The following is a 23531-nucleotide window of genomic DNA, read 5'->3' as shown; positions in this document are numbered from 1 at the left end:
GCGGTTGCTGTTGGCGGACAGGTCAACGGGCTCAGCCTGTGCACGTGAATGCGCTCACGTCTCGGGATGGGACGGGCCGGTGCAGCTTGCCCTCAGGTTGACCAGGGCAGCCGTACCGCCTCGACACCGGTGTCGTCCAGCAGCGCCTCGATGAGGGCCGGAGGCCCGGCGACCTTGGTGGCCCACAGGTCGTAGTCGGTGCACAGGATCCATGAGCGGTCTTCGGCCCAGAGGTTGGTGGGGCTGAAGTCGGCCAGGTCGGCCTCGGGCATGTCGTAGAGGATCCCGGCGTCGCTGAGACGCCCCGCCCGCACATGGAGATTGTCGAAGTCGACGGCGCCGAGCGTCAGCGGGTTGTAGTAGGCCAGGCAGCGGGTGTCCGGGCCCGCGGGGCTGTGCGCGGTGAGGATGTCGATCAGCCGGATCCAGGTCTCACGGTCCAGGCTCCCCTCGGTGGGTGGGGTGATACCGAGCGGCCAGCTGCCGCTCTTCGTGGCCGAGGGAAAGCAACGGTAGGAGGGCAGCAGCCCGTCGGGGACGATGGGGTCGCCGGTCCGCCGGGCGAGTTCCGCCCAGCGCAGCCGCCGCCAGCCGGGGCCGGGGTGCCCGGAGCGGCCCAGACCGCCTCCCACGACGACGACGCCCACGGCGTCGAGATCGATGCCCCCGACGATGTCGCGCGGGGTGCTCCCGCCTGCCAGACGTGCCCGGCGGTACTCGTGGTGCGAAACGTCGCCCGGCCCGTGCTCGTGCTCGTACATGGCGTTGAGTACCCAGGCCGCATCGGGCATCGCCGGCGGCATGAACCCGGTCAAACCATCGCCGCACAGCTCAAGCAGCCAGTCCGTCGCGCCGGCCGGCGCGAGCGGCCATAGGTCTGACAACAGGTTCGATCCCTTGGGCATGGGTTCATGATCTCAGTTGCGGCCACAGGCCACGCGAGGGCCGGCATCATGTAGCCGCCCCGCCACTGGGCACGTTCCGGTGTATCTGGCTGGGCATCGGGACATGTACTTCGACAGTTACCCGCGGCCATCGTGAGTGCGGACGCCGGCAGCCACATCGTTGCGGAGCACGTCCAGCTGCTCGATCACGAGTCGAAGTCGTACTCAAGGACATAGGAGGCAGAGTCGAGGGTCATCTCGTTGACCTCAACTGCCCGTCCTTCCTCGGCGAAGGCCGTGCGACAGATGAGCATCACAGGTGTGCCGATGGATAGCCTCAGTCGGTCGGCTTCCTCCTGCGAAGGCATCCGGGATCGGATCTCCTCGCGGAAGTGCACCGGCTTGTAACCGAGTTCTGCGAGTCGGGCATAGGTCCCACCAGGGCCGGTGTCTTCGTGGGTGATTGCGGATCCCGCTACCAAGTCAGCCGGCAGGTAGGACGTGGACAGCAGAACTGGCTTGCCATCCAGCACGAAGCGGCGACTGCGGACGCAGGCCGCCTCGCCCTGCTCCATGCCCAGCACGGCAGCAACATCCTTCGGGACGGCTTCTTCGGTGACGCTCACCTGGTCAACAACCAGGGTCCGGTCCTCGATGTCTGCCGACCAGATTGAGCGCCCACTGCCCCACTGCTGCTGGGAGAGCCGCTTGATGCCCTGTCGGCGGAGCGGTCGGAAGTCGCGAACGAACACGCCCACGCCCTTCCGGGCTTCGGCAAGTCCTTCGGCTTGGAGCACTCCGAGCGCCTGGCGCGCCGTCATCCGCGCCACCTCGTAGGTGGCCATCAGGTCGTTCTCGCCGGGAAGACGGTCGCCTGGGCCGTACTGACCAGACCGGATGGCTTCCTTGAGCGCATCGGCAATCTGTTGGTACTTCGGCTGGCGGCGGTCGTCCTGGCTGGCCATGTCTCGGCTCCTCGCTTGTTCTCTAGACATCGTAGGGGCGCCCTCCTCCGCCTCGCATCCGCGCTCGTGCCCCAACTTCACCGAGCTACATCTCTAGAGATCTCGTTGACTTCTCTAGAGATGGGCGCTTCACTGGAGGCATCTCTAGAGAAGGGCTCCACTCGGGGGCTCCTCAGTGAAGGGGAGATGTCGTCATGGCTACGTTCAAGATCGACACGTCCACTGCGGTGGTCTTCGTGGTCGTCCCGCCGGCGCCGAAGGTGGTGAACAAGCAGACCGGTGAGATCGCGATCGACCGGGAGACCGGTGCGCGGATGCTGACGGTCGGGCTGACCATCGCGGACGACGGTGAGGCGAACCTGTACACGGTGTCGGTGCCGGAGACCGGGATCAGCGAGGGTCTGACAGTGGGCACGGTGGTCGCGGTGACCGGGCTGAAGGCGCGGGACTGGGAGAACGAGTTCAACGGGCAGAAGCGGCACGGCATCTCCTTCCGCGCGACGGCGATCACCTCGCTCGTCCCGGCGCCGGCCCGGGGCTGATCGCCATGTCCGAGCTGCTGACGCTCGCCGAGCTGGGTGCCCCCGCGGCGGCTGTGGCCGGTGGCGCCGTGTACGCCCGGGTCAAGGCGTCGGCGCTGTTCTGGTCGGCGGTGGGTCTGCCGGTGGCGGCGGTGCGGTTCTCCGCCACCTACGGCAGCACGATGGACGCCTGTGGGCTGACGGTGGAGCCGTCCCGGTTGCGGGTCTTGCTGGTGCGGGCGACCACCCGCCGGGAGATCCGGCCGGTGCCGCCGCGGATCCTGCGGGTCCGGCCGACCTCGACCGGCCTGCGGGTGCGGCTGCGGCTGGCCCCGGGTCAGGAACCGGCGGACGTGCAGGCGTCGGCCGAACGCCTCCGTCACGCCTGGGGTGTGCACTCCGTCCACGTGGCGGTGCTCAAGCCCGGTGTGGTGGAGCTGCGGATGACCGGCTTCGACGTGCTCCGCACCGTGCGGATGCCGCGCCGCCTGCCGGCCGGTGACCTGGTGGTGCCGGTGGCGCTGCGGGAGGACGGGACGGCGTTCGTCCGGGACTACCGGGCGGTGCCGCACGGCCTGAACCTCGGCGCCACCCTGTCCGGGAAGTCGGTGTTCATGCGGAACCTGATCGCCGGTCTCGCCCGGCGGCCGGTCGCCCTGGTGGGGATCGACTGCAAGCGCGGTGTCGAACAGGCACCGTTCGCGCCGCGGCTGTCCGCGCTGGCCACCGACCCGGAACAGGCATCCCTGCTGCTGGATGCGCTGGTCGGCGAGATGGAAGACCGCTACGAGCTGATCCGCCGCCACCAGGGCATCCCCGGGTCGGTGCCGGCGGAGGACATCACCTCGGACATCTGGGGTCTGCCCGAAAAGCTGCGGCCGGTGCCGCTGGTCCTGCTGGTGGACGAGGTGGCCGAGCTGTTCCTCGTCGCCACTCGTCGGGAGGAGGAGCGGCGCGACCACATGGTCACCCAGCTGATCCGCCTCGCTCAGATCGGCCGCGCGGCCGGGATGTCCCTGGAGGTGTGCGGGCAGCGGTTCGGCTCCGAGCTGGGCAAGGGTGCCACGATGCTCCGCGCCCAGCTGACGGGGCGGGTCGTGCACCGGGTGAACGACCGGCAGACCGCCGACATGGGACTCGGCGACATCTCCCCGGAGGCGGTCCTCGCCTCGACGCAGATCGCGCCCGAGAGGCCGGGCCTGGCCGTGGCCGGTGACACCTCCGGCGGCTGGTCCCGCATCCGCACCCCTGACCTGTCGCTGGCCGACGCGGCCCGGATCTGCCGCGAGCACGCCCACCTGGTCCCCGACGTGCCTGCCCTCGCCGCCTTCCGCCCCGCCGTCGCGCAGGCCGTGGTGATTCCGCCGAAGCCCGCGGCGCCGCCCCGGCTCGTCCCGACGCCGGCCACCGAGTAACACCCTCGCCCGCCGGTCGGCGCGACCGTCTCGCGCCAGGTCCCTACCCCTGCCATGCCCGACGCCGGAAGGAACCCGGTCATGCCCGCCAGGAAGACCAGCACCAAGCAGGCCCCGCCCACGTGCACCGGTTGCGCCGGTGCCGGCTGGGTCCGCGAGACCCACACCGTCGGCCGCGGCAAGAAGTCCCGCCCCGCCGGAGAGGTCGAGGTCCTGTGCCCCACCTGCCTCGGCACCGGCACCGCCGCCCAGTAGCCCCCGACCACTCCCGGAAGGAGGACCCACCGATGCGACTGCCCCGCCCGGATGCCGTGCTCGTGCAGGCCGCCATCGCCGGTGCCCTGTCCTTCGCCCACCTGCACGACCTCGCTGCAGCCGCCGGCCAGCACGGCTGGAAGGCCTGGGCCTACCCCGTGTCCGTTGACCTGCTCCTCGTCGCTGCCTGGCACCGCATGCGCACCCTGCGGGCCGGTGGCGCCCCGGCCCCGGCCGCCTGGACCTGGTTCGCCATCGCTCTCACCGCCTCGCTCGGCGCGAATGTCGCCACCGCCGGACTTCTCGACCTCGCCCACGTGCCCGCGTGGCTGCGGATCCTGGTCGCCGGCTGGCCCGCGCTCGCCTTCTTCGGCGGCACGCTCCTCGCCCACGCCGCCCCGCCCGCCCCGGCGCCGGTGTCGGCGGTCGATGTCGATCCCGAACTCCCGCTCTACGAAACCGAACCCGCCGTCCCGGTGGAACCCGCACCGGAAGTGGTCAGCGCGCCCGAGCCGCTGCCCGAGCTCCCGCCCATCCCGGTACCCGAACCCGCACCCGTGTCCCGGCCCGTTCCGTCGCTGGCCGTGCCGGTTGCGCTGGTCGACCACGCCCGGAAGGTCGCCGACGACCACCGTGCCCGCACCGGGGAGCCGATCGACACCGACACCCTCCGCGCCCGGCTCGGTGTCCCGCCGCACTTCGCCGACGCCATCGCCGCCCAACTCGCCTGACAGGAGCACCCGTCATGCCCCGCCCGATCCGCCCGCGCAACGTGATCCGCATCGGCCCGGTGCAGGTCGCCACCTACTACGACGGCCGCGGCCGTGAACGGCACACCGCCGCCTGCACCGCCCCGCGCTGCGGCTTCTCCGCCGACTACGCCTCCCGCGCCGCCGCCGAGATCGCCGCCCGCACCCACCACTGCCCCGTCCGCTGACAGGAGACACCCGCCATGAACGTCACCCTGCCCCTGGTCGTCGTCCTCGGCGCCCTCGCCTGGACCGCCGTCAAGCTCCTCGGCATCCGCATGTGGGTCGCCGCCCTGATCGCCCTCTTCGGCTTCTACGTCGCCGGCACCTTCCTCGCCCCGGCCATCGACCAGACCACCCGATCCGGCGTCACCGCCGTCACCGGCAAGTAGCGGGCCCGCCATGACTGCCGCGCTCCTGCTGCCCGCCTCGCTCACCCTCACCCCGGAGGGCGCCGCCCTCGTCGCCGAGATCGAGACCTACCTCGCCACCGCGCGGCCGGCCGTGCCGTACGTCTGCCCGCTCGGCACCACCCTCCGTCCCTGGAACGCCGGACACCCGGCCCCGACCGCCACGCTCCTTGACCGGCTCACCCGCCGCCCGGCCCGCCCGGCGCCGGTGACCGTCGCCGACCACCTGCAGCTCGCCTCCCGGTACATGACGGCCTTCGGCTGGACGCAGGGCTGCCTGTGGGACTCCGCCGGCCGGGTGTGTCTCCTCGGCGCGCAGGCCGCCGTCCTCGCCCACGGCTACGGCACCCCGACCACCGTGCTCCGGGCCCGGGTCCAGGTGATGGAAGTCCTCCACGCCACCGGCCGGCCGCACGCCTCGCCGGACCGCTTCAACGATGCGCCCGGCACCCGCCAGGCCGATGTGCACCACCTGCTCGACCGGGCGTCCGCCCGCGCACTGTCCCTCGGCATCTGACCGGGCCTCGGGGCGGCAAAGCCGCCAAGCATCCCGCCCCGCGGTTCCGCACCCCTTCGAGAGGAACTGCCCCGATGGACCTCGCCCCGATCCTCGCCGCCGGCGTCCCGCTGCTCGGCTGGACCACCCACGGCACTTGGCTCGCCCGCCGCCTGGCCACCGCCCGCCGTGACCCGCTGACCGGCCTGCTCACCCGGGACGGCTTCACCACCCGAGCCGAACGCCTCATCCGCAACCACCCCGACCGGGCCACGGTGCTCCTGGTCGACCTGGACGACTTCAAGACGGTCAACGACACCCACGGCCACGCCGCCGGGGACGCCGTCCTCACCGCCACCGCCCAGCGACTCACCACCTGGTGCGGCCCGCACGGCCTGGTCGCCCGTCTCGGCGGGGACGAGTTCGTTGCCGTCGCCCTGGACTCCGCCGACCGCATCCCGCAGCTGCACACCGCACTACGCCGGCCGGTTGACGTCGGCGGCCTGGTCCTCGACGTCAGCGCGTCTGTCGGGGCCTCCCGCCCCGCGGCTTTGCTCCTGACTGAGGCCCTGTCGGCTGCCGATCGCGACATGTACGCCCGCAAGCCCGGCGGCCGGACCTCCCGTCGCCGCTAGTGGTCGGACTCGGGCCCTCAAGGGGCCACAGAGGATCAAGGCTGTTCGCCGACCTCGCAGTGGTAGCACCGGGCGGTAACGCCGTCCTGGTTGTACCACTCGTGCGCCCCGCAGTCCCGCTTCCCCTTGGCGGCGAAACCGCGATCCAGCAGGAACCACGGAAGGTGCTCACGCAAGCGTGTGCGCCACCGATACCTGCCTGCCCGAGTCACGAGCAGGAGGTTAGCGCTACGGGCGCGATCCTCCGAGCGAACTAGCTGCCAGAGATCGCCGACAAGCCGCTCGCAAGACCAGTCCCCGGGACGGCAAAGCCGCCAAGCATCCCGCCCCGGGGACCGCACCCCTCCACGAACCCAAGGCCCACGAAGGAGACCTTCATCATGCCCCAGCACACCCACGCCAACGCCCCGATCTGCCCCGCCTGCGACGGCTTCGCCCGCGCCGCCATCGCCACCGGCACCCGCTACCTCGACGGCACCCGCGTGACGATCACCGCCGACTGCCGCACCTGCCACGGCACCGGCCACCTGCCCGCCCGCCGCCTCACCGCCGCCGCCCGGGCCTGAGACGTGGGCGCGCTCCTCGACTGGCGTGACTCCCGGCACTGGGACAACAAGCCCGCCCCCTGCGGCGTCTGCCAGCGGCCCACCAACCTGCGCTCCGACCGCGGCAGGCCCGTCCACAAGGTCTGCGCCGAGACCTGGACCGACCAGCACACCAAGCCCGCCCCCGACCCGTCCTGACCTGCCCAGCCCCGAAGCCACCCACCACTCGGCTTCGGGGCCGGCATCCCACAGGAGGCACAGCCCATGACCGCCACCGCCTTACCCCCGGTCGCCGATCTCCTCGACCTCGCCCGACTCGGCACCATGCCCGCCCTCATGCGCCAGCTCTCCGGCCTCGCCGGCTGTACCACCCCGATCCGCCTCACCGGCTGGCGCACCGAGCACAGCGTCGACACCGCCACCGGCGAGATCGGCCCCGTCCTCCACCACCTGGAATCGTCCGAGCTGCCCGCCGGCAGCCTGCTGCTGCGCTGCGGCAACCGGCGCACCACCCGCTGCGCGTCCTGCGCCGAGACCTACCGCCGCGACACCTACCACCTGATCACCGCCGGACTGACCGGCGGCAAGGGCACCCCTCAGACCGTGGCCGCCCATCCGCGGGTGTTCGCCACCTTCACCGCCCCCAGCTTCGGCCCCGTCCACAACCGGCCCACCTCCGGCCGCTGCCGCTGCGGAACCGAGCACCCGGCCGACGACCCGGCCCTCGGTTCACCCCTCGACCCGGACCGCTACGACTACCAGCAGGCGGTGCTGTGGAACGCCCACGCCGGCAAGCTCTGGGCCCGCTTCTCCATCCACCTGCGCCGCGAGGTCGCCAAGCGCGCCGGACTCACCCAACGCGCCTTCCGCCAGTTCGCCCGGATCTCCTTCGGCAAGGTCGCCGAGTACCAAAAGCGCGGCGCGATCCACTTCCACGCCGTGATCCGCCTCGACGGCCCCGACGGCGGCGACACCCCACCCCCGGACTGGGCCACTCCCGAGCTGCTGAGCGATGCGATCCGGGCCGCCGCCCGCCGCACCGACATCCCCGGCCCCCTGGTCGACGGCCGCGAGTACCGCTTCGCCTTCGGCCGCCAGCTCGACATCCGCACCATCCGCAGCGCCGACTTCACCGGCCCGGTCCAGATCACCGAACGCGCCGTCGCCGCCTACATCGCCAAATACGCCACCAAGGGCGCCGAGACCGCCACCGGCACCCTCGACCGCCCGGTGCGCCTGATCGCCGAGATCACCCACCTGGACATCCCCGAACATGCCCGCCGCCTCATCCGCACCTGCTGGACCCTCGGCAACCGTCCCGAACTCGCCGACCTCCGCCTGCGCGCCTGGGCCCACATGCTCGGCTTCCGCGGCCACTTCTCCACCAAGACCCGCCGCTACTCCACCACCCTCGGCGCACTCCGCGCCGCCCGCGCCGCCTGGCGCCGCGCCCAAGCCCTCGAACACCTCCACGGCCCCGACACCCCGGACGGCGAGGAGACCACCCTCGTCCTCTCCCACTGGGCCTTCGCCGGCACCGGCCTGACCCGCGGCGAAGCCTGGCTTGCCCAAGCACTGCAACCCGCACCCGGAACGGAAGGAGAACCGACCCATGGCTGACCGGCTGCTGAGCGTCGAGGAGGTGGCCGACGTCCTCGGGACCACGGTGCGCTTCCCGCGGCGCCTGATCGAGGAGCGGCGCATCGAGTACGTGAAGGTCGGCCGGCACGTTCGGATCAGGGCGTCGGTCCTGGCGGCCTTCATCGAGGCGGGCACCGTCCGCCCGGCCGTCCGTCGCTCCCGGCTGGGGGTGGCTGCCTGATGGCTGGCCGTCGTGCCTTCGGCCGGGTCCGCAAGTTGCCCTCCGGGCGCTGGCAGGCCCGGTACATCGGACCGGACGGCGTTCTCCGGGCCGCCCCGGAGACCTTCGACACCAAGCGGAAGGCCGATGACTGGCTCGCCTCCACACAGACTGAGCTGCGGGCGGGGGAGTGGTCCGACCCCGACGCCGGGAAGATCGCCTTCGGCGTGTTTGCCCAAGCCTGGATCGCCGAGCGTGGGCTCGGCGTGCGCACGGTCCAGCTGTACGAGACGCTGCTCCGTCTCCACCTGGCGCCTACTTTCGGACGCACTCCCGTCGCAGACATCACCCCGGCCGCCGTCCGGGCCTGGCGCGCCGCCCGGCTTTCTGCCGGCATCGGGGCCTCGACCGTGGCCAAGTCCTACGCCCTGCTGCGGGCCGTGCTGAACACCGCCGTCGCCGACCGGCTGATCCGGCGCAACCCGTGCCAGATCAAGGGAGGGAGCAAGGAAGAGACCCCGGAGCGGCCGATTGCGACCGTTGCCGAGGTCTACGCCGTGGCCGGGCAGATCGGGGAGCGGTACCGGGCGCTCGTGCTGCTCGCCGCCTTCTGCGGGCTGCGGTGGGGCGAACTGCTGGGGCTGAGCCGGCGGGATGTTGACCCGGGCCTCGGCACGCTCCGGGTCCGTCAGTCCGTGGCCGAGCTGCCCAACGGGGAGCGGATCACCAAGCTGCCCAAGACCGCGGCCGGTGTCCGGACGGTGGCGATTCCCGAGGTGATCCTCGCCGAGGTGAGGCGGCACCTGGACCTCTTCGCCGAGCAGGGGAGCGACGGGAAGGTGTTCGTCGGGCCCACGGGTGTCATGCCGCGGCGCAACCACTTCAACCGGCTCTGGCGCAGGGCGTGCGCCGGGGCGGGCGTCACCGGTCTGCGCTTCCACGATCTTCGGCACACCGGGAACACCCTGGCGGCCTCGACCGGGGCCAGTACCCGGAAGCTCATGGCGAGGATGGGCCACAGCACCGCACGGGCCGCGCTGATCTATCAGCACGCCACCGCGGAGCGCGAGCGCTCGATCGCCCGGGCGGTCAGCGAACTCGTGAGCAAGGCCCGTCCGAGGGCACGGAAGGACACGACCGATCCGAAGGGGCACGCGAGGGGCACGAAGCCCTGAAAGTGCCTCAGACGGCGAAGGCCCCAGCTCCGCGATCACATCGCTGAGCTGGGGCCTTCGTGTTGGAGCGGGCGACGGGAATCGAACCCGCGTGGCCAGTTTGGAAGACTGGGGCTCTACCATTGAGCTACGCCCGCGTACGTGCCTTGACGGCACGTCGCCCCTCGATGCGGTGGTCGCCTCGGGGACGGTGGCCAGCCTACCTGGTCGGGTCGGCCGAATGCACACCGCTTTCGTTCAGGTGCCCGCCGATATTGCGGCGAGGGGGCCCGGACCGGCGTGTACTCTCTCTTTGGCACTACGGGGTGTGGCGCAGTTTGGTAGCGCGTCCGCTTTGGGAGCGGAAGGCCGTCGGTTCGAATCCGGTCACCCCGACAGTTGTCGGCAGGGTCTCGTCAGGCGGGCGGGGCCCTGTTGCTTTCGTGGTACCGGTAGGATGGGCCGATGGCGGCAGTGCTTGTGGCATGCACACGGGCCGAAGCCGCACGAGGGCGAGGAGTCACGCTCACCGTCCACCCCGTACGGGAGATGCAGCCCCAATCGCCCATCGCCCGTCTCGCCCGACCGGCCGTCCGGCCAAGATGTCGGGCGGAGACAACCTGACCGCAAGCCCATAGGAGACCAAACCGTGAAGAGCGCCGTCGAGACTCTGAACCCGACCCGGGTTCGACTCACCGTCGAGGTGCCCTTCGAGGAGCTCAAGCCCAGCCTCGACGCGGCGTACAAGAAGATCAACCAGCAGGTCACGGTTCCGGGCTTCCGCAAGGGCAAGATCCCGGCTCGCGTCATCGACCAGCGCTTCGGCCGTGCCGCGGTGCTGGAGGAGGCCGTCAACGACGCCCTGCCGCGCTTCTACACGCAGGCCGTCGACGAGGGCAAGATCGAGGTCCTCGGCCAGCCCGAGATCACCGACATCGAGGGCGTCGAGCGGATCGCCGATGGTGGCGACCTGAAGTTCACCGCCGAGGTGGACGTCCGCCCGGAGATCACCCTGCCTGACTTCTCGGAGATCTCGGTCACCGTCGACGCCGTCTCGGTGTCCGACGAGGACGTCGACAAGTCGCTGGAGCAGCTCCGCGAGCGCTTCTCCTCCGTGAAGGACGTCGAGCGCGCCGCCGCCGCCGGCGACGTCGTGGTCGTCGACCTGGAGGCCAAGGTCGACGGCGAGGTGCCGGAGGACGGCACCGCGTCCGGCGTCAGCTACGAGATCGGCTCCGGCCGCCTGCTGGACGGCATCGACGACGCCGTGATCGGCCTGTCCGCCGGTGAGTCCAAGACCTTCACCACCGAGCTCAAGGGCGGCACCCAGGCCGGCAAGAGCTCGGAGGTCACGGTCACCGTGACCGCCGTCCAGGAGAAGGAGCTCCCCGAGCTCGACGACGAGTTCGCCCAGCTGGCGAGTGAGTTCGACACCCTGGACGAGCTCAAGGCCGACTCCCGCAAGCGCCTCGAGCGTATGAAGGAGTTCGACCAGGCCACCCAGGCCCAGGAGAAGGTCCTGGACGAGCTGCTGACCCGGGTCGAGATGGAGTACCCGGAGAAGCTCCTCAAGGACGAGGTCGAGACCCGCAAGCACAACCTCGAGCACCACCAGCTCGAGCCCATGGGCCTGACCCTCGAGTCCTACCTGGCCACCCAGGACAAGTCCGTCGAGGACTACGAGACGGAGACCGCGGACCAGGCGAAGAAGGGCATCAAGACCCAGTTCGTCCTGGACGAGATCGTGGCGAAGGAGGAGCTCAACGTCAGCCAGGAGGAGCTGACCGAGCACCTCATCCGCCGCGCCGCCGGCTCCGGCCTCACCCCGGACCAGTTCGCCCAGCAGATCGTCCAGGGCGGCCAGGTTCCGCTGCTGGTCGGCGAGGTCGCCCGCGGCAAGGCGCTGGCGCTGGTCGTCGAGGCCGCCACCGTCACCGACAGCAACGGTGAGACCGTCTCCTTCGAGGACGACGAGGACGAGACCGAGGCCACCGACGCCGTCGAGACCGTCGAGGTCGCGGACGAGGCCACCGAGGCCTGATCCTCCACCCGCTGAGAGCAGTGGCCCGGACACCACGAGGTGTCCGGGCCACTGCTGCGTCCTCGCCCGCTCGCCTCTCGACGGGCTCGGGGCGGTCTCCGCATTTCCGCGCACACCCTGCGCTCACAGCGAACAGTTCTGCGTGGGGGATTCTGAGCCGCGGCCTGCGCGTTAGGGTCGGTGGACAGCGACACACACGCAGATCGACTGAGCAGGTGGCTAAGTGACGTTCCCGCAGATGCAGATGGATGGCCTGACGGCGCCGCGCGCCGCCGCCGGTGACGTGCTCGGCGGCCTGGGCGACCAGGTCTACAACCGGCTGCTCAACGAGCGCATCATCTTCCTCGGCCAGCAGGTCGACGACGACATCGCCAACAAGATCACCGCCCAGCTCCTCCTCCTGGCCGCCGACCCGGAGAAGGACATCTTCCTGTACATCAACTCGCCGGGCGGCTCGATCTCGGCGGGCATGGCGATCTACGACACCATGCAGTACATCAAGAACGACGTGGTGACCATCGCGATGGGCATGGCGGCCTCGATGGGCCAGTTCCTGCTGACCGCCGGCGCCAAGGGCAAGCGCTTCTCGCTGCCCAACGCCAACATCCTGATGCACCAGCCCTCCGCCGGTCTCGGCGGTTCGGCCTCCGACATCCGGATCCAGGCCGAGCAGCTCCTGCGCACCAAGAAGCGGATGTCCGAGCTGATCGCCTTCCACAGCGGCCAGAGCTTCGACCAGATCACCGCTGACTCCGACCGCGACCGCTGGTTCACCCCGGAGGAGGCCAAGGCGTACGGCCTCATCGACGAGATCATGCACAGCGCCGCGGACGTCCCCGGCGGCGGCGGCACCGGCGCAGGCTTCACCGCCTGACGGCCGGCCCCAGACTTCCAGACCGCACGCTTCGGAGGACCGAACACCCCATGAACACTCCCTACACGCCGCGCGGCGAGTTCGAGGGCCCCCGCGCCGAGGGCCGCTACATCGTGCCGCGCTTCGTCGAGCGCACCTCCCAGGGCATCCGCGAGTACGACCCGTACGCCAAGCTGTTCGAGGAGCGCATCATCTTCCTCGGCTCGCAGGTGGACGACGTCTCGGCCAACGACATCATGGCCCAGCTGCTGTGCCTGGAGTCGATGGACCCGGACCGCGAGATCCAGATGTACATCAACTCGCCCGGCGGTTCGTTCACCGCGCTGACGGCCATCTACGACACCATGCAGTACGTGAAGCCGGACATCACCACCGTCTGCATGGGCCAGGCGGCCTCCGCCGCGGCCGTGCTGCTGGCGGCCGGCACCCCCGGCAAGCGGATGGCGCTGCCGAACGCGCGCATCCTGATCCACCAGCCGTACACCGAGACCGGCCGCGGCCAGGTGTCCGACCTGGAGATCCAGGCCAAGGAGATCTTCCGGATGCGCGAGCAGCTGGAGGAGATGCTGGCCAAGCACTCCAACAAGCCGGTCGAGACCGTCCGCGACGACATCGAGCGCGACAAGATCCTGACCGCCGAGGAGGCGCTGGAGTACGGGCTGATCGACCAGATCATCTCGACCCGCAAGTCCTCGCTGACGGGCTGAGCCCTTCGCGGCTTCGGGGGCGGGCCGTGCGGGCTGTCGGCCGCCGCGGACCACCGGTGCGGGAGCGCTCGGTGGGGCGCGGGGGCGCGACAGTGACGTACGCCCCGCCCCGATCCGTTCCGGTCGAGGCGGCCGGGCGGGCACAATGCATATGGGCGCATGCCCGTGAGACGGCTTCTGTTCGGTATCAATTCGCCCAGGGCGTAGGGCAGAGCTGTCGAAGTCGGCGGAATCTCCGGCTCGGCAGAGTACCGTCGGATAGCGAGACCGACCGCCGACGGCGCAGCCGGTCCACAGCACCAGGCCCCGGACCGCTGCGGGGCCCCTGGCGAAGGGGAAGCACCTCGTGGCACGCATCGGAGACGGTGGCGACCTGCTCAAGTGCTCGTTCTGCGGCAAGTCGCAGAAGCAGGTGAAGAAGCTGATCGCCGGGCCTGGCGTCTACATCTGCGACGAGTGCATCGACCTCTGCAACGAGATCATCGAGGAGGAGCTCGCCGAGTCCTCGGAGGTCCGTTTCGAGGAGCTGCCGAAGCCCCGCGAGATCTACGAGTTCCTCGACCAGTACGTGGTGGGCCAGGACCTCGCGAAGAAGGCGCTGTCCGTCGCGGTCTACAACCACTACAAGCGCGTCCAGGCCGGAGAGAACGGCCGGGCCGGCAACGGCCGCGAGGACGCGATCGAGCTGGCCAAGTCCAACATCCTGCTGCTCGGCCCGACGGGCTCCGGCAAGACGCTGCTGGCGCAGACGCTGGCCCGGATGCTGAACGTGCCCTTCGCGATCGCGGACGCCACCGCGCTGACCGAGGCCGGCTACGTCGGCGAGGACGTCGAGAACATCCTGCTCAAGCTGATCCAGGCGGCGGACTACGACGTCAAGAAGGCCGAGACCGGGATCATCTACATCGACGAGATCGACAAGGTCGCCCGCAAGAGCGAGAACCCGTCGATCACGCGCGACGTCTCCGGCGAGGGCGTGCAGCAGGCGCTGCTGAAGATCCTGGAGGGCACCACCGCCTCGGTGCCGCCGCAGGGCGGGCGCAAGCACCCGCACCAGGAGTTCATCCAGATCGACACCACCAACGTGCTGTTCATCGTCGGCGGTGCGTTCGCGGGCCTGGAGCGGATCATCGAGGGCCGGGCCGGCGCCAAGGGCATCGGCTTCGGCGCGACCATTCGCTCCAAGCGGGAGTCGGACGCCAGCGACCACTTCCGCCAGGTCATGCCGGAAGACCTCGTGAAGTTCGGCATGATCCCCGAGTTCATCGGCCGCCTGCCCGTGATCACCAGCGTGCACAACCTGGACCGCGAGGCGCTGCTGCAGATCCTCACCGAGCCGAAGAACGCGCTGGTTAAGCAGTACCGCAAGCTCTTCGAGCTGGACGGCGTGGAGCTGGAGTTCACCCGGGACGCGCTGGAGGCCATCGCCGATCAGGCGATCCTGCGCGGCACCGGCGCCCGCGGCCTGCGCGCGATCATGGAGGAGGTGCTGATGTCCGTGATGTACGAGGTGCCCTCGCGTCAGGACGTCGCCCGCGTGGTGGTGACCGGGGACGTCGTCTCCAAGCACGCCATCCCGACCCTCGTGCCGCGCGACATGATCAAGCGTGAGCGCCGGGAGAAGAGCGCCTGACGCTCCTCCCCACGACAGACGGCGAAGGCCCTGCACCCGGAAGCGGTGCAGGGCCTTCGCCGTGTCGCGGGCCCGGAGCAGGGCCCGGCATCACGTGCCGGACGCTACTTCGGCACCTCGGCGATGCGGCGCAGTTCGCGGGCTGCGGTCGCGGCCTCGTCCAGGTCGACCTCGGAGTCCTGGTCCACCTCGCCGGTGAGCACGGCGACGAAGGTGGAGCCGTCCGCCCAGGCGCACAGGCTGTCGTCCTCGGTCGGGGCGTGCATGACCTCGCAGGTCAGGCGCCCGCCGAGCGGCCCTGCGTCGAAGTCGCGACGGCCGCTGAAGGTGGTGCCCTGGCTGCGCGCGCCCTCCTCGAAGTTCTTGAAGAAGTCGTCGATCTGGGAGCTCGGGGCCAGCACGGTGCCGTAGCCGCCGAAGACCGCGACCACCGTCTGCCGGTCGGTGTAGACGGTGCTGACCGGGGTCGGCGACCAGGCGTTCTCGCCCTTGCCGAGGGAGTCGTTCAGCCCGGACTCCAGCTTCTGCGCGAGCGGGTTGGAGTCCTCGCGGGGCAGGCCCTGGAAGGAGCTCGGCAGGGAGATCCGGTACTTGTCGGTCTTTGACGTCACGTCATAGACGAAGTAGCCGAGCAGGCCGCCGCCGAGCAGGATGGCGCCGCCGACGCAGCCGAGCACGATCCACAGGCCCTTGCGGGACTTCTGCGGCTGCGGCGTGATCCCGCCGCCCCAGGGCTGCTGGGCGGGGACGCCGTAGCCGGCGGGCTGGCCGCCGTAGGGCGCCGGCTGCTGCGGGTAGCCGTAGGCGGGCGGCTGCGGCGGGCCGAAGCCCGGCGGGCCGGGCGGCGGGGGCGGTGCGCCGTAGGGCTGGGAAGCGGGCGGGGGACCGCCGTACGGATTCTGCTCGGACACCGGACGTCCTTTCGACGGAGGTGGGGCCCTGGCTACTTCTTCACTTCGACGACCGCGCGGATGGCCTTGGTCTTCTCGGCCGCCTCCGCCGGGGTGATGGGCTTCCCGGTCAGACCGAGGTCGGCGAAGATCACCTCCACCGCGGTCGAGCGGTCCGCCCAGATGCAGATCGTGTTGCCGCCGGTGGTCTTGGTGGCCGAGGTGCTCAGCACCCCGCACTTGAGCTTGGCGCCGGGCGCACCGCCGGTGCCCGCCGGGTACTCGGTGGGCCGGGTCCGCCAGGTGGCGGTGATGGTGGTGCCCGAGATCGTCTTGGGCTTGACGGCCTCCGTCTCCACCAGGGCCAGCACGAGGTCCGGGCTGGCGACGGCGCCGTAGCAGCCGATCACCTGCACCATCGACGTCTGGTTCTTGGTGTAGCTGCCGGCCACGGCGGTGCCGTCGGTGCAGGCCGGCTTCTGGCCGTCCGGGCCGGGGGTGGCCGGCGCCGAGGTGGCGCTCTTCTGGGTGTGGCCGTCCGGCAGGGCGGCCGGCAGTTCGAGCTTGTACGCGGCCGAGGCCGTGGTGCCGCCGCCACCGGTGGTGCCGCCCGTGCTGCCGCCCGAGCTGTCCTTGCCGGACAGGCCCCAGACGGCGAGGCCGCCGCCGATCAGCACCACGGCGCCGATCACCAGGCCGATGACCAGGCCGTTGTTGCCCTTCGGCGGGGTGGGCGGCGGGTAGCCGCCGGGGGAGCCGTAGGGCTGCTGCTGGCCGGGCACCGGGGCGCCCGGGTAGCCGGGCTGGGCGCCGTACGGCGGGGCGGGCTGCTGCTGGGGGTAGCCGTACTGCGGCGGCTGCGGTGCGCCGTACGCGGGCGGCTGCGGTGCGCCGCCGTACTGGGGCGGCTGGCCGTACGGCTGCTGCGGCTGACCCTGCGGATACTGCTGACCCTGGCCGTACATGGAAAATCGGTCTCCCCCGCCACGGCGCTCCGCGGCCTGCTTCTCGGCGTACTCCTCGTCAGTACCCGCACGGTTCCCCGCGCGAGTATCCGGGCACGCTACCGCACGGCCGTCGGCACCCGCCGGGGTGGTCCGGACGGCAAGTGGTTCGTAACGGCGCCCCCCTCTTACGTAAACTGTGCGTCGTGACCGACACGACGAACCAGCGCCCCGAGAGCTCTTACCCCGGGGACGACGCAGCCACCCTCCCGACGACCTACGCCCCGGCCGAGGTAGAGGGCGAGCTGTACGAGCGCTGGGTGGAGCGGGGTTACTTCAGCGCCGACGCGAAGAGCGACAAGCCCGCCTACACCATCGTCATCCCGCCGCCGAACGTGACCGGTGCGCTGCACCTCGGCCACGCCTTCCAGCACACGCTGATGGACGCGCTGACCCGCCGCAAGCGGATGCTCGGCTTCGAGGCGCTCTGGCTGCCCGGCATGGACCACGCCGGCATCGCCACCCAGAACAAGGTCGAGCAGCAGCTCGCCGAGTCCGGCCTGTCCCGGCACGACCTGGGCCGCGAGGCCTTCGTCGAGAAGGTCTGGGAGTGGAAGGAGAACTACGGCGGCAAGATCCTCGGCCAGATGCGCCGCCTCGGCGACGGCGTCGACTGGTCGCGCGAGCGCTTCACCATGGACGAGGGCCTGTCGCAGGCCGTCCAGACCATCTTCAAGAAGCTCTTCGACGACGGCCTGATCTACCGCGCCGAGCGCATCATCAACTGGTGCCCGCGCTGCCTCACCGCGCTCTCCGACATCGAGGTCGAGCACGACGAGGTGCCGGGCGAGCTGGTCTCCATCCGCTACGGCGAGGGCGACGAGTCGATCGTGGTCGCCACCACCCGCGCCGAGACGATGCTGGGCGACACCGCGGTCGCCGTCCACCCGGACGACGAGCGCTACAAGCACCTGGTCGGCCGCACCATCAAGCTGCCGCTGACGGACCGCCGCATCCCGGTCGTCGCCGACGAGCACGTCGACCCGGAGTTCGGCACCGGTGCCGTCAAGGTGACGCCGGCCCACGACCCGAACGACTTCGCCATCGGCCAGCGGCACGGCCTGGAGTCCCTGACCGTGATGGACGAGCGCGGTGTGATCACCGTGCACGGCCCGTTCCTCGGCCTGGACCGCTTCGAGGCCCGCTCCGCCGTGGTCGGCGCGCTGCGCTCCGAGGGGCGCATCGTCGGCGAGAAGCGCCCGTACATGCACGCCGTCGGCCACTGCTCGCGCTGCAAGACCGTGGTCGAGCCGCGCCTGTCGCTGCAGTGGTGGGTCAAGGTCGGCCCGCTCGCCCAGGCCGCCGGCGACGCCGTCCGCGACGGCCGGGTCCAGATCCACCCGAAGGAGCTGGAGAACCGCTACTTCAACTGGGTCGACAACATGCACGACTGGTGCATCTCGCGCCAGCTCTGGTGGGGCCACCGCATCCCGGTCTGGTACGGCCCCGAGGGCGAGGTCGTCTGCGTGGGCCCGAACGAGGAGCCGCCCACCGGCGAGGGCTGGACGCAGGACACCGACGTCCTGGACACCTGGTTCTCCAGCGGCCTGTGGCCGTTCTCCACCCTCGGCTGGCCGGAGAAGACCCCGGACCTCGAGAAGTTCTACCCGACCGACGTCCTGCTGACCGGCCACGACATCATCTTCTTCTGGGTCGCCCGGATGATGATGTTCGGCCTCTACGCGATGGACGGCACCCCGCCGTTCCACACCATCGCGCTGACCGGCCTGGTCCGCGACGAGTTCGGCAAGAAGATGTCGAAGTCCTTCGGCAACGTCGTCGACCCGCTGGACTGGATGGACTCCTACGGCGCCGACGCCGTCCGCTTCACCCTGGCCCGCGGCGCCAACCCCGGCGCCGACGTGCCGATCGGCGAGAGCTGGGTCCAGGGCTCGCGCAACTTCTGCAACAAGATCTGGAACGCCACCCGCTTCGCCCTGATGAACGGTGCGACGGTCGAGGGCCCGCTGCCGGCGCCGGAGGACCTGACGGCCGCCGACCGCTGGATCCTCTCCCGCCTCAACGCCGCCGTCGCCGAGGCCGACGCGCTGTACGACGACTACCAGTTCGCCAAGCTGTCGGACGCCCTCTTCCACTTCGCGTGGGACGAGGTGTTCGACTGGTACGTCGAGCTCTCCAAGACCACCCTGGCGGCCGGCGGCCCGCAGGCCGACGCCTCCCGCCGGGTGCTCGGCGAGGTCCTGGACGTCACGCTGCGCCTGCTGCACCCGATCGTCCCGTTCGTCACCGACGCCCTGTGGACGACGCTCACCGGCGCCGAGTCGGTGGTCGTCGCCGAGTGGCCGAAGGACAGCGGCTACCGGGACGCGGACGCCGAGGCCGAGATCGCCACGCTCCAGCAGGTGGTCACCGAGGTCCGCCGGTTCCGCAACGACCAGGGCCTGCGGCCGAGCCAGCGCGTCCCGGCCAAGCTCGACCTGGCGGGCACCGTCCTGGTGCCGCACGAGGCCGCGATCCGCTCGCTGCTGCGCCTGACCGAGCCGGAGGAGGGCTTCGGGGCCACCGCCTCGCTGCCGGTCGCCGGTGCCACCGTCGCGCTGGACCTCTCCGGCACCATCGACGTGGCGGCCGAGCGCAAGCGCCTGCAGAAGGACCTCGCCGCGGCCGAGAAGGAGAAGGCGCAGACCACCGCCAAGCTCGGCAACGAGGCCTTCCTCGCCAAGGCGCCGGACGAGGTGGTCGCCAAGATCCGTGGCCGCCAGGAGGCCGCCGAGGCCGACATCGCCCGGATCACGGCCCAGCTGGCCGCCCTGCCGCAGGCCTGACGCACGGCACGAGGAGGGCCGCACCCCGCACGGGGTGCGGCCCTCCCGCGTTTTCCGGGCCCCGAATTGGGCCATTCGGTATATCGGCACCGGTTCTTGATAGTCCGTTCGGCGGTATTTCATCGTGTGCGACCGAGGTCGGCCCGGTGAATCGCCGCGGCCGATGTCCTGCCGATTTATCCCCGTTTCTGCGTGCGCGCGTTCCGCCGGTGTTCGGAGTTGGGATGTGTACGGTGTGCAGATGTCCCCATTCGGGTGTGCGACTGACGGGAGGGCACGTCATGGTGGCGACCAGGGAGTTGGCTGACGAACTGCCGCAGCACGAGGTGGAGGCGGCAAAGGCCCGGGCGGCGGCTCTGCTTCTGGCATTCCGGCACGGGAACCAGCTGTCCTTCGACGAGCAGTTGGACCGCCTCTTCGCCGACCGCGTCGAACGCGAAGTCACCACCCTGCTGGTGTGGATCGCGGCCGAGGCCGTCCGCAAGGCGTACGCGCCCGAGGCTGCGGACCGGGTGCTGCGGGGGCTCGCCCGGCGCGCCCCCGCCGACGCCTCCGGCGTGCTGCTGGACGAGGAGGCCACCGACCCGGCCAGGCTGATCGAGGCCGTCGACGCCGGCGACGTGGCGGCCGTCCGCGCCCTGGTCGCCGCCACCCCCGACACCACCTACCTGGTCGGCGGGCTGCTGCAGGCCGTCGCCATGATGCTGCCGCTGCTGCCCGAGGGCGAGAGCGCCGAGATCGCGGCCGAGCTCCGCCGCCGGCACGGCGGCCGCACCGCCCAGGTGCCCGGGGCCCGGCACGCCTGACCCGCCGGGGCGCAGGGCGGAGGCGTAAAACACGTGCAAAGCCTTATGTCCGCAAGCGAGTTGTGGCATGCACGCTACTAGGCAGAGTGTCAGCAGCGGTCCTACCGTCGAGTACCGCAATGCATCCGCAACTCGACCGAGGAGCCGGTTTGCAACGACGCCCCCACCCGCGCAGATTCGCCGCCGCCACCCTTGCGGCGGCCCTGCTGGCCGTCTTCACCCCCACCGCGGCCCCCACCGCCGCGGCCGCCCCCACTGCCGCCACCAACGACTACTGCGCCGGAAAGTGCCTGGACATCCTGCCGCCCGGCGAGAACGGCAATGCCACCCTCTCCGAGATCCTGCTCAACAAGGTCTTCGGTTCCCGCCCCGCCCACACCGACGACCAGCTCGGCCCCTACGGCAACCTCGCCGGCGCCTTCCCGCAACTGACCGAGGCCCAGCTGCGGAACTTCTTCAACGACGCCTCCTTCGGCGTCCCCGCCGACCAGGTCGCCTCCACCGCCCGCCCGCGCGCCGACGTCGCCATCGTCCGCGACAAGGCCACCGGCGTCCCCCACATCACCGGCACCACCCGCTACGGCACCGAGTTCGGCGCGGGCTACGCCGCCGCCCAGGACCGGCTCTGGGTGATGGACCTCTTCCGGCACGTCGGCCGCGGACAGCTCTCCGGCTTCGCCGGCGGCGCCGCCGCCAACCGGCAGCTGGAACAGAGCTTCTGGCAGGCCGCCCCCTACACCGAGGACGAACTCCAGCGGCAGATCGACGCCATCGCCGGCCAGGGCGACCGCGCCCGGCAGGCCCTCGCCGACGCGGGCGCCTACCTCGACGGCATCAACCAGTACATCCGCGAGGCCTACAACGGCCGGTACTTCCCCGGCGAGTACGACCTCACCGGCCACATCGACGCCGTGACCAACGCCGGCGGCATCGAACCCTTCAAGCTCACCGACCTGGTCGCCCTCGCCTCCGTGGTCGGCGCCCTCTTCGGCTCCGGCGGCGGCGGCGAACTCGCCTCCGCCCAGGTCAGACTGGCCGCCGAGGCCCGCTACGGCCAGGCCGAGGGCGACCGGCTGTGGGCCTCGCTGCGCGAGGCCGACGACCCGGAGGCCGTCCTCACCCTGCACGACGGGCAGCGCTTCCCGTACGCCCTGCCGCCGGACGACCCGCAGGGCACCGCCCTCCCCGACCCGGGCTCGGTCGTCCCCGAGACGATGGTCCACGACGCCACCGGCACCGGCTCCCAGACCGCCACCACCGCCCCCGGCCTGCTGCCCGGCAACCTGCTCACCGCCAGGCACGGCATGTCCAACGCCCTGCTCGTCTCCGGCGCGCACACCGACGACGGCCACCCCGTCGCCGTGTTCGGCCCGCAGACCGGCTACTTCGCCCCGCAGCTGCTCATGCTGGAGGAGATCCAGGGCCCGGGCATCAGCGCCCGCGGCGCCGCCTTCGCCGGCCTCGGCTTCTACGTGCAGCTCGGCCGCGGCCAGGACTACGCCTGGAGCGCCACCTCGGCAGGCCAGGACATCACCGACACCTACGCCGTCCCGCTCTGCACCACCGACGGCAGCCCGGCCACCCTCGCCGCCGACCACTACCTCTCGCGCGGCCGGTGCCGGCCCATGGAGCGCCTGGAGCGCAAGAACGCCTGGAAGCCCACCACCGCCGACTCCACCGCCGCCGGCTCCTACACCCTGGTGATGAACCGCACCGACTACGGCCTGGTCACCGCCCGCGGCACGGTCGGCGGCAGGCCCGTCGCCTTCACCTCGCTGCGCTCCACCTACCGCCACGAGGCCGACTCCATCATCGGCTTCCAGATGCTCAACGACCCCGGCGCCGTGCACGACGCCGCGAGCTTCCAGCAGGCCGCGCAGAACATCAACTACACCTTCAACTGGTTCTACGCGGACTCCCGGGACATCGCCTACTACAACTCCGGCACCAACCCGGTGCGCGCGCCCGGCGTCGACGGCGGCCTCCCCGTCCGCGCCGAACCCGCCTACGAGTGGCGGGACTTCGACCCCGCCGCCAACACCGCCCGGTACACCCCGCCCGCCGAGCACCCGCAGTCGGTCAACCAGGACTACTACGTCTCCTGGAACAACAAGCAGGTCGCCGGCTTCGCCGCCGCCGGATTCGGCAACGGCTCCGTGCACCGCGGCAACCTGCTCGACGACCGGGTGAAGGCACTGATCGCCGGCGGCGGGAAGGCCGGCCGGGTCTCCCTCACCAAGGCCATGGAGTCCGCCGCCCTCGCCGACCTGCGCGCCGAGGACGTGCTGCCCGAACTGCTCAGGGTGATCCGCAGCGCCCCGGTCACCGACCCCGCGCTCGCCACCGCCGTGCAGAAACTGGAGGCCTGGAAGACCGCCGGGGGGCTCCGCCGCGAGACCTCCCCCGGCAGCCACAAGTACGCCGACGCGGACGCGATCCGCACCCTGGACGCCTGGTGGCCGCTGATCGCCGACGCCGTCCTCCGCCCCGGCCTCGGCGACTCCCTGTTCACCGCGCTCACCGGCGCCCTGCAGATCAACGAGTCGCCCTCCGGCGGCCAGACCGGCCCCTCCGGAGGCCCGGTCAGTGCCAACGAGTCCATCCCGCACAAGGGCTCGGCCTTCCAGTACGGCTGGTGGAGCTGGGTCGACAAGGACCTGCGGTCCGTCCTCGGCGACCCGGTGGCCGGGCCGCTCGCCCGCCCGTTCTGCGGCGGCGGCGACCTCGGGGCCTGCCGGACCGCCCTGCTCGACAGCCTGAAGAAGGCCGCGGCGCAGACCCCGGCCCAGGTCTACCCGGGCGACGCGGACTGCACGGCCGGCGACCAGTGGTGCGCCGACTCGATCGTCCAGCGCCCGCTCGGCGGGGTCACCGACCCCAAGTCCACCTGGCAGAACCGGCCCACCTACCAGCAGGTCGTGCAGTTCCCGGCACACCGCTGAGCCGCGCCGGCGCAGGCG

The 23531-nt window shown here is 71.2% G+C and carries 24 protein-coding genes and 2 tRNA genes; 21 read left to right on the top strand and 5 right to left on the bottom strand.

Going from position 1 to position 23531, the window contains the following annotated elements; genetic code table 11:
* Window positions 1-92: 92 nt before the first annotated feature.
* The gene (locus ACQ614_RS12325) at window positions 93-905 is read right to left on the bottom strand and encodes a hypothetical protein (RefSeq protein WP_431678556.1); all 813 of its coding nucleotides are present in this window, start codon (window positions 903-905) and stop codon (window positions 93-95) included.
* 185 nt (window positions 906-1090) lie between these two features.
* The gene (locus tag ACQ614_RS12320) at window positions 1091-1849 is read right to left on the bottom strand and encodes a GntR family transcriptional regulator (protein ID WP_431678555.1); all 759 of its coding nucleotides are present in this window, start codon (window positions 1847-1849) and stop codon (window positions 1091-1093) included.
* A 194-nt stretch (window positions 1850-2043) separates the two neighbouring features.
* Here ACQ614_RS12320 and ACQ614_RS12315 point away from each other — a divergent pair, with 194 nt between their 5' ends.
* The 13 genes from ACQ614_RS12315 (at window position 2044) to ACQ614_RS12255 (ending at window position 9851) form a co-directional block, all read left to right on the top strand.
* Window positions 2044-2391: a hypothetical protein gene (locus tag ACQ614_RS12315; protein WP_431678553.1), complete on the top strand. Its 348-nt coding sequence runs from the start codon at window positions 2044-2046 to the stop codon at window positions 2389-2391.
* 5 nt (window positions 2392-2396) lie between these two features.
* Window positions 2397-3785: an FtsK/SpoIIIE domain-containing protein gene (locus tag ACQ614_RS12310; RefSeq protein WP_431678551.1), complete on the top strand. Its 1389-nt coding sequence runs from the start codon at window positions 2397-2399 to the stop codon at window positions 3783-3785.
* An 81-nt stretch (window positions 3786-3866) separates the two neighbouring features.
* Complete coding sequence (locus ACQ614_RS12305) at window positions 3867-4040, top strand: hypothetical protein (RefSeq protein WP_431678550.1); 174 nt, start codon at window positions 3867-3869, stop codon at window positions 4038-4040.
* A gap of 32 nt (window positions 4041-4072) precedes the next feature.
* On the top strand, window positions 4073-4771 hold the full coding sequence (locus ACQ614_RS12300; protein ID WP_431678549.1) for a DUF2637 domain-containing protein: 699 nt from the start codon (window positions 4073-4075) through the stop codon (window positions 4769-4771).
* Window positions 4772-4785: 14 nt separating this feature from the next.
* A complete protein-coding gene (locus ACQ614_RS12295) occupies window positions 4786-4977 on the top strand; it encodes a mobile element transfer protein (RefSeq protein WP_431678548.1) in 192 nt (63 codons plus the stop codon).
* Window positions 4978-4992: 15 nt separating this feature from the next.
* Complete coding sequence (locus tag ACQ614_RS12290; RefSeq protein WP_263105389.1) at window positions 4993-5181, top strand: hypothetical protein; 189 nt, start codon at window positions 4993-4995, stop codon at window positions 5179-5181.
* A gap of 10 nt (window positions 5182-5191) precedes the next feature.
* Complete coding sequence (locus ACQ614_RS12285) at window positions 5192-5716, top strand: DUF6197 family protein (protein WP_431678547.1); 525 nt, start codon at window positions 5192-5194, stop codon at window positions 5714-5716.
* Window positions 5717-5790: 74 nt separating this feature from the next.
* On the top strand, window positions 5791-6330 hold the full coding sequence (locus ACQ614_RS12280; protein ID WP_431678545.1) for a GGDEF domain-containing protein: 540 nt from the start codon (window positions 5791-5793) through the stop codon (window positions 6328-6330).
* 380 nt (window positions 6331-6710) lie between these two features.
* The gene (locus tag ACQ614_RS12275) at window positions 6711-6896 is read left to right on the top strand and encodes a hypothetical protein (protein WP_431678544.1); all 186 of its coding nucleotides are present in this window, start codon (window positions 6711-6713) and stop codon (window positions 6894-6896) included.
* 3 nt (window positions 6897-6899) lie between these two features.
* Entirely contained in the window at window positions 6900-7073 is a 174-nt protein-coding gene (locus ACQ614_RS12270) for a hypothetical protein (RefSeq protein ID WP_431678543.1), read from the top strand.
* 66 nt (window positions 7074-7139) lie between these two features.
* Window positions 7140-8495, top strand: coding sequence for a replication initiator (locus ACQ614_RS12265; RefSeq protein WP_431678541.1), 1356 nt, complete (start codon window positions 7140-7142; stop codon window positions 8493-8495).
* Window positions 8488-8697, top strand: a complete 210-nt coding sequence (locus ACQ614_RS12260; RefSeq protein WP_431678539.1) for an excisionase family DNA-binding protein — start codon at window positions 8488-8490, stop codon at window positions 8695-8697. Before ACQ614_RS12265 ends, ACQ614_RS12260 begins: the two co-directional genes overlap by 8 nt.
* Entirely contained in the window at window positions 8697-9851 is a 1155-nt protein-coding gene (locus ACQ614_RS12255; RefSeq protein ID WP_431678538.1) for a tyrosine-type recombinase/integrase, read from the top strand. The genes ACQ614_RS12260 and ACQ614_RS12255 overlap by 1 nt, the downstream gene beginning before the upstream one ends.
* Window positions 9852-9914: 63 nt before the next feature.
* Here the strand turns inward: ACQ614_RS12255 and ACQ614_RS12250 are convergent.
* Window positions 9915-9988, bottom strand: a tRNA-Gly gene (locus tag ACQ614_RS12250).
* A 164-nt stretch (window positions 9989-10152) separates the two neighbouring features.
* On the opposite strand from ACQ614_RS12250, the gene ACQ614_RS12245 reads away from it, so the two are divergent.
* The 5 genes from ACQ614_RS12245 (at window position 10153) to clpX (ending at window position 15085) form a co-directional block, all read left to right on the top strand.
* Window positions 10153-10226 (top strand) — tRNA-Pro (locus ACQ614_RS12245).
* Between the two features lie 253 nt (window positions 10227-10479).
* Window positions 10480-11871, top strand: coding sequence for a trigger factor (tig, locus tag ACQ614_RS12240; RefSeq protein ID WP_363497016.1), 1392 nt, complete (start codon window positions 10480-10482; stop codon window positions 11869-11871).
* 244 nt (window positions 11872-12115) lie between these two features.
* Window positions 12116-12745 (top strand): ATP-dependent Clp protease proteolytic subunit, encoded by a 630-nt coding sequence (locus tag ACQ614_RS12235; protein ID WP_052390707.1) that lies wholly within the window; start codon window positions 12116-12118, stop codon window positions 12743-12745.
* Window positions 12746-12795: 50 nt separating this feature from the next.
* Entirely contained in the window at window positions 12796-13452 is a 657-nt protein-coding gene (locus tag ACQ614_RS12230; protein ID WP_363497013.1) for an ATP-dependent Clp protease proteolytic subunit, read from the top strand.
* A gap of 346 nt (window positions 13453-13798) precedes the next feature.
* Window positions 13799-15085, top strand: coding sequence for an ATP-dependent Clp protease ATP-binding subunit ClpX (clpX, locus tag ACQ614_RS12225; RefSeq protein ID WP_263105397.1), 1287 nt, complete (start codon window positions 13799-13801; stop codon window positions 15083-15085).
* A 104-nt stretch (window positions 15086-15189) separates the two neighbouring features.
* Here clpX and ACQ614_RS12220 read toward each other — a convergent pair whose 3' ends face one another.
* On the bottom strand, window positions 15190-15996 hold the full coding sequence (locus ACQ614_RS12220; protein ID WP_431678537.1) for a hypothetical protein: 807 nt from the start codon (window positions 15994-15996) through the stop codon (window positions 15190-15192).
* A 32-nt stretch (window positions 15997-16028) separates the two neighbouring features.
* Window positions 16029-16940 (bottom strand): hypothetical protein, encoded by a 912-nt coding sequence (locus ACQ614_RS12215; protein ID WP_431678536.1) that lies wholly within the window; start codon window positions 16938-16940, stop codon window positions 16029-16031.
* 185 nt (window positions 16941-17125) lie between these two features.
* On the opposite strand from ACQ614_RS12215, the gene ACQ614_RS12210 reads away from it, so the two are divergent.
* The 3 genes from ACQ614_RS12210 (at window position 17126) to ACQ614_RS12200 (ending at window position 23513) form a co-directional block, all read left to right on the top strand.
* The gene (locus ACQ614_RS12210) at window positions 17126-19765 is read left to right on the top strand and encodes a valine--tRNA ligase (protein ID WP_431678535.1); all 2640 of its coding nucleotides are present in this window, start codon (window positions 17126-17128) and stop codon (window positions 19763-19765) included.
* 281 nt (window positions 19766-20046) lie between these two features.
* On the top strand, window positions 20047-20571 hold the full coding sequence (locus ACQ614_RS12205; protein WP_431678533.1) for a hypothetical protein: 525 nt from the start codon (window positions 20047-20049) through the stop codon (window positions 20569-20571).
* 119 nt (window positions 20572-20690) lie between these two features.
* Entirely contained in the window at window positions 20691-23513 is a 2823-nt protein-coding gene (locus ACQ614_RS12200; protein WP_431678532.1) for a penicillin acylase family protein, read from the top strand.
* Window positions 23514-23531 lie beyond the last annotated feature (18 nt).

Source organism: Kitasatospora dryopteridis (genome assembly GCF_050749075.1).
In the GTDB taxonomy this organism is placed as follows: domain Bacteria; phylum Actinomycetota; class Actinomycetes; order Streptomycetales; family Streptomycetaceae; genus Kitasatospora.
Note: the sequence above shows the minus strand (reverse complement) of the source record. Positions and strands in the feature narration are given on the sequence as shown.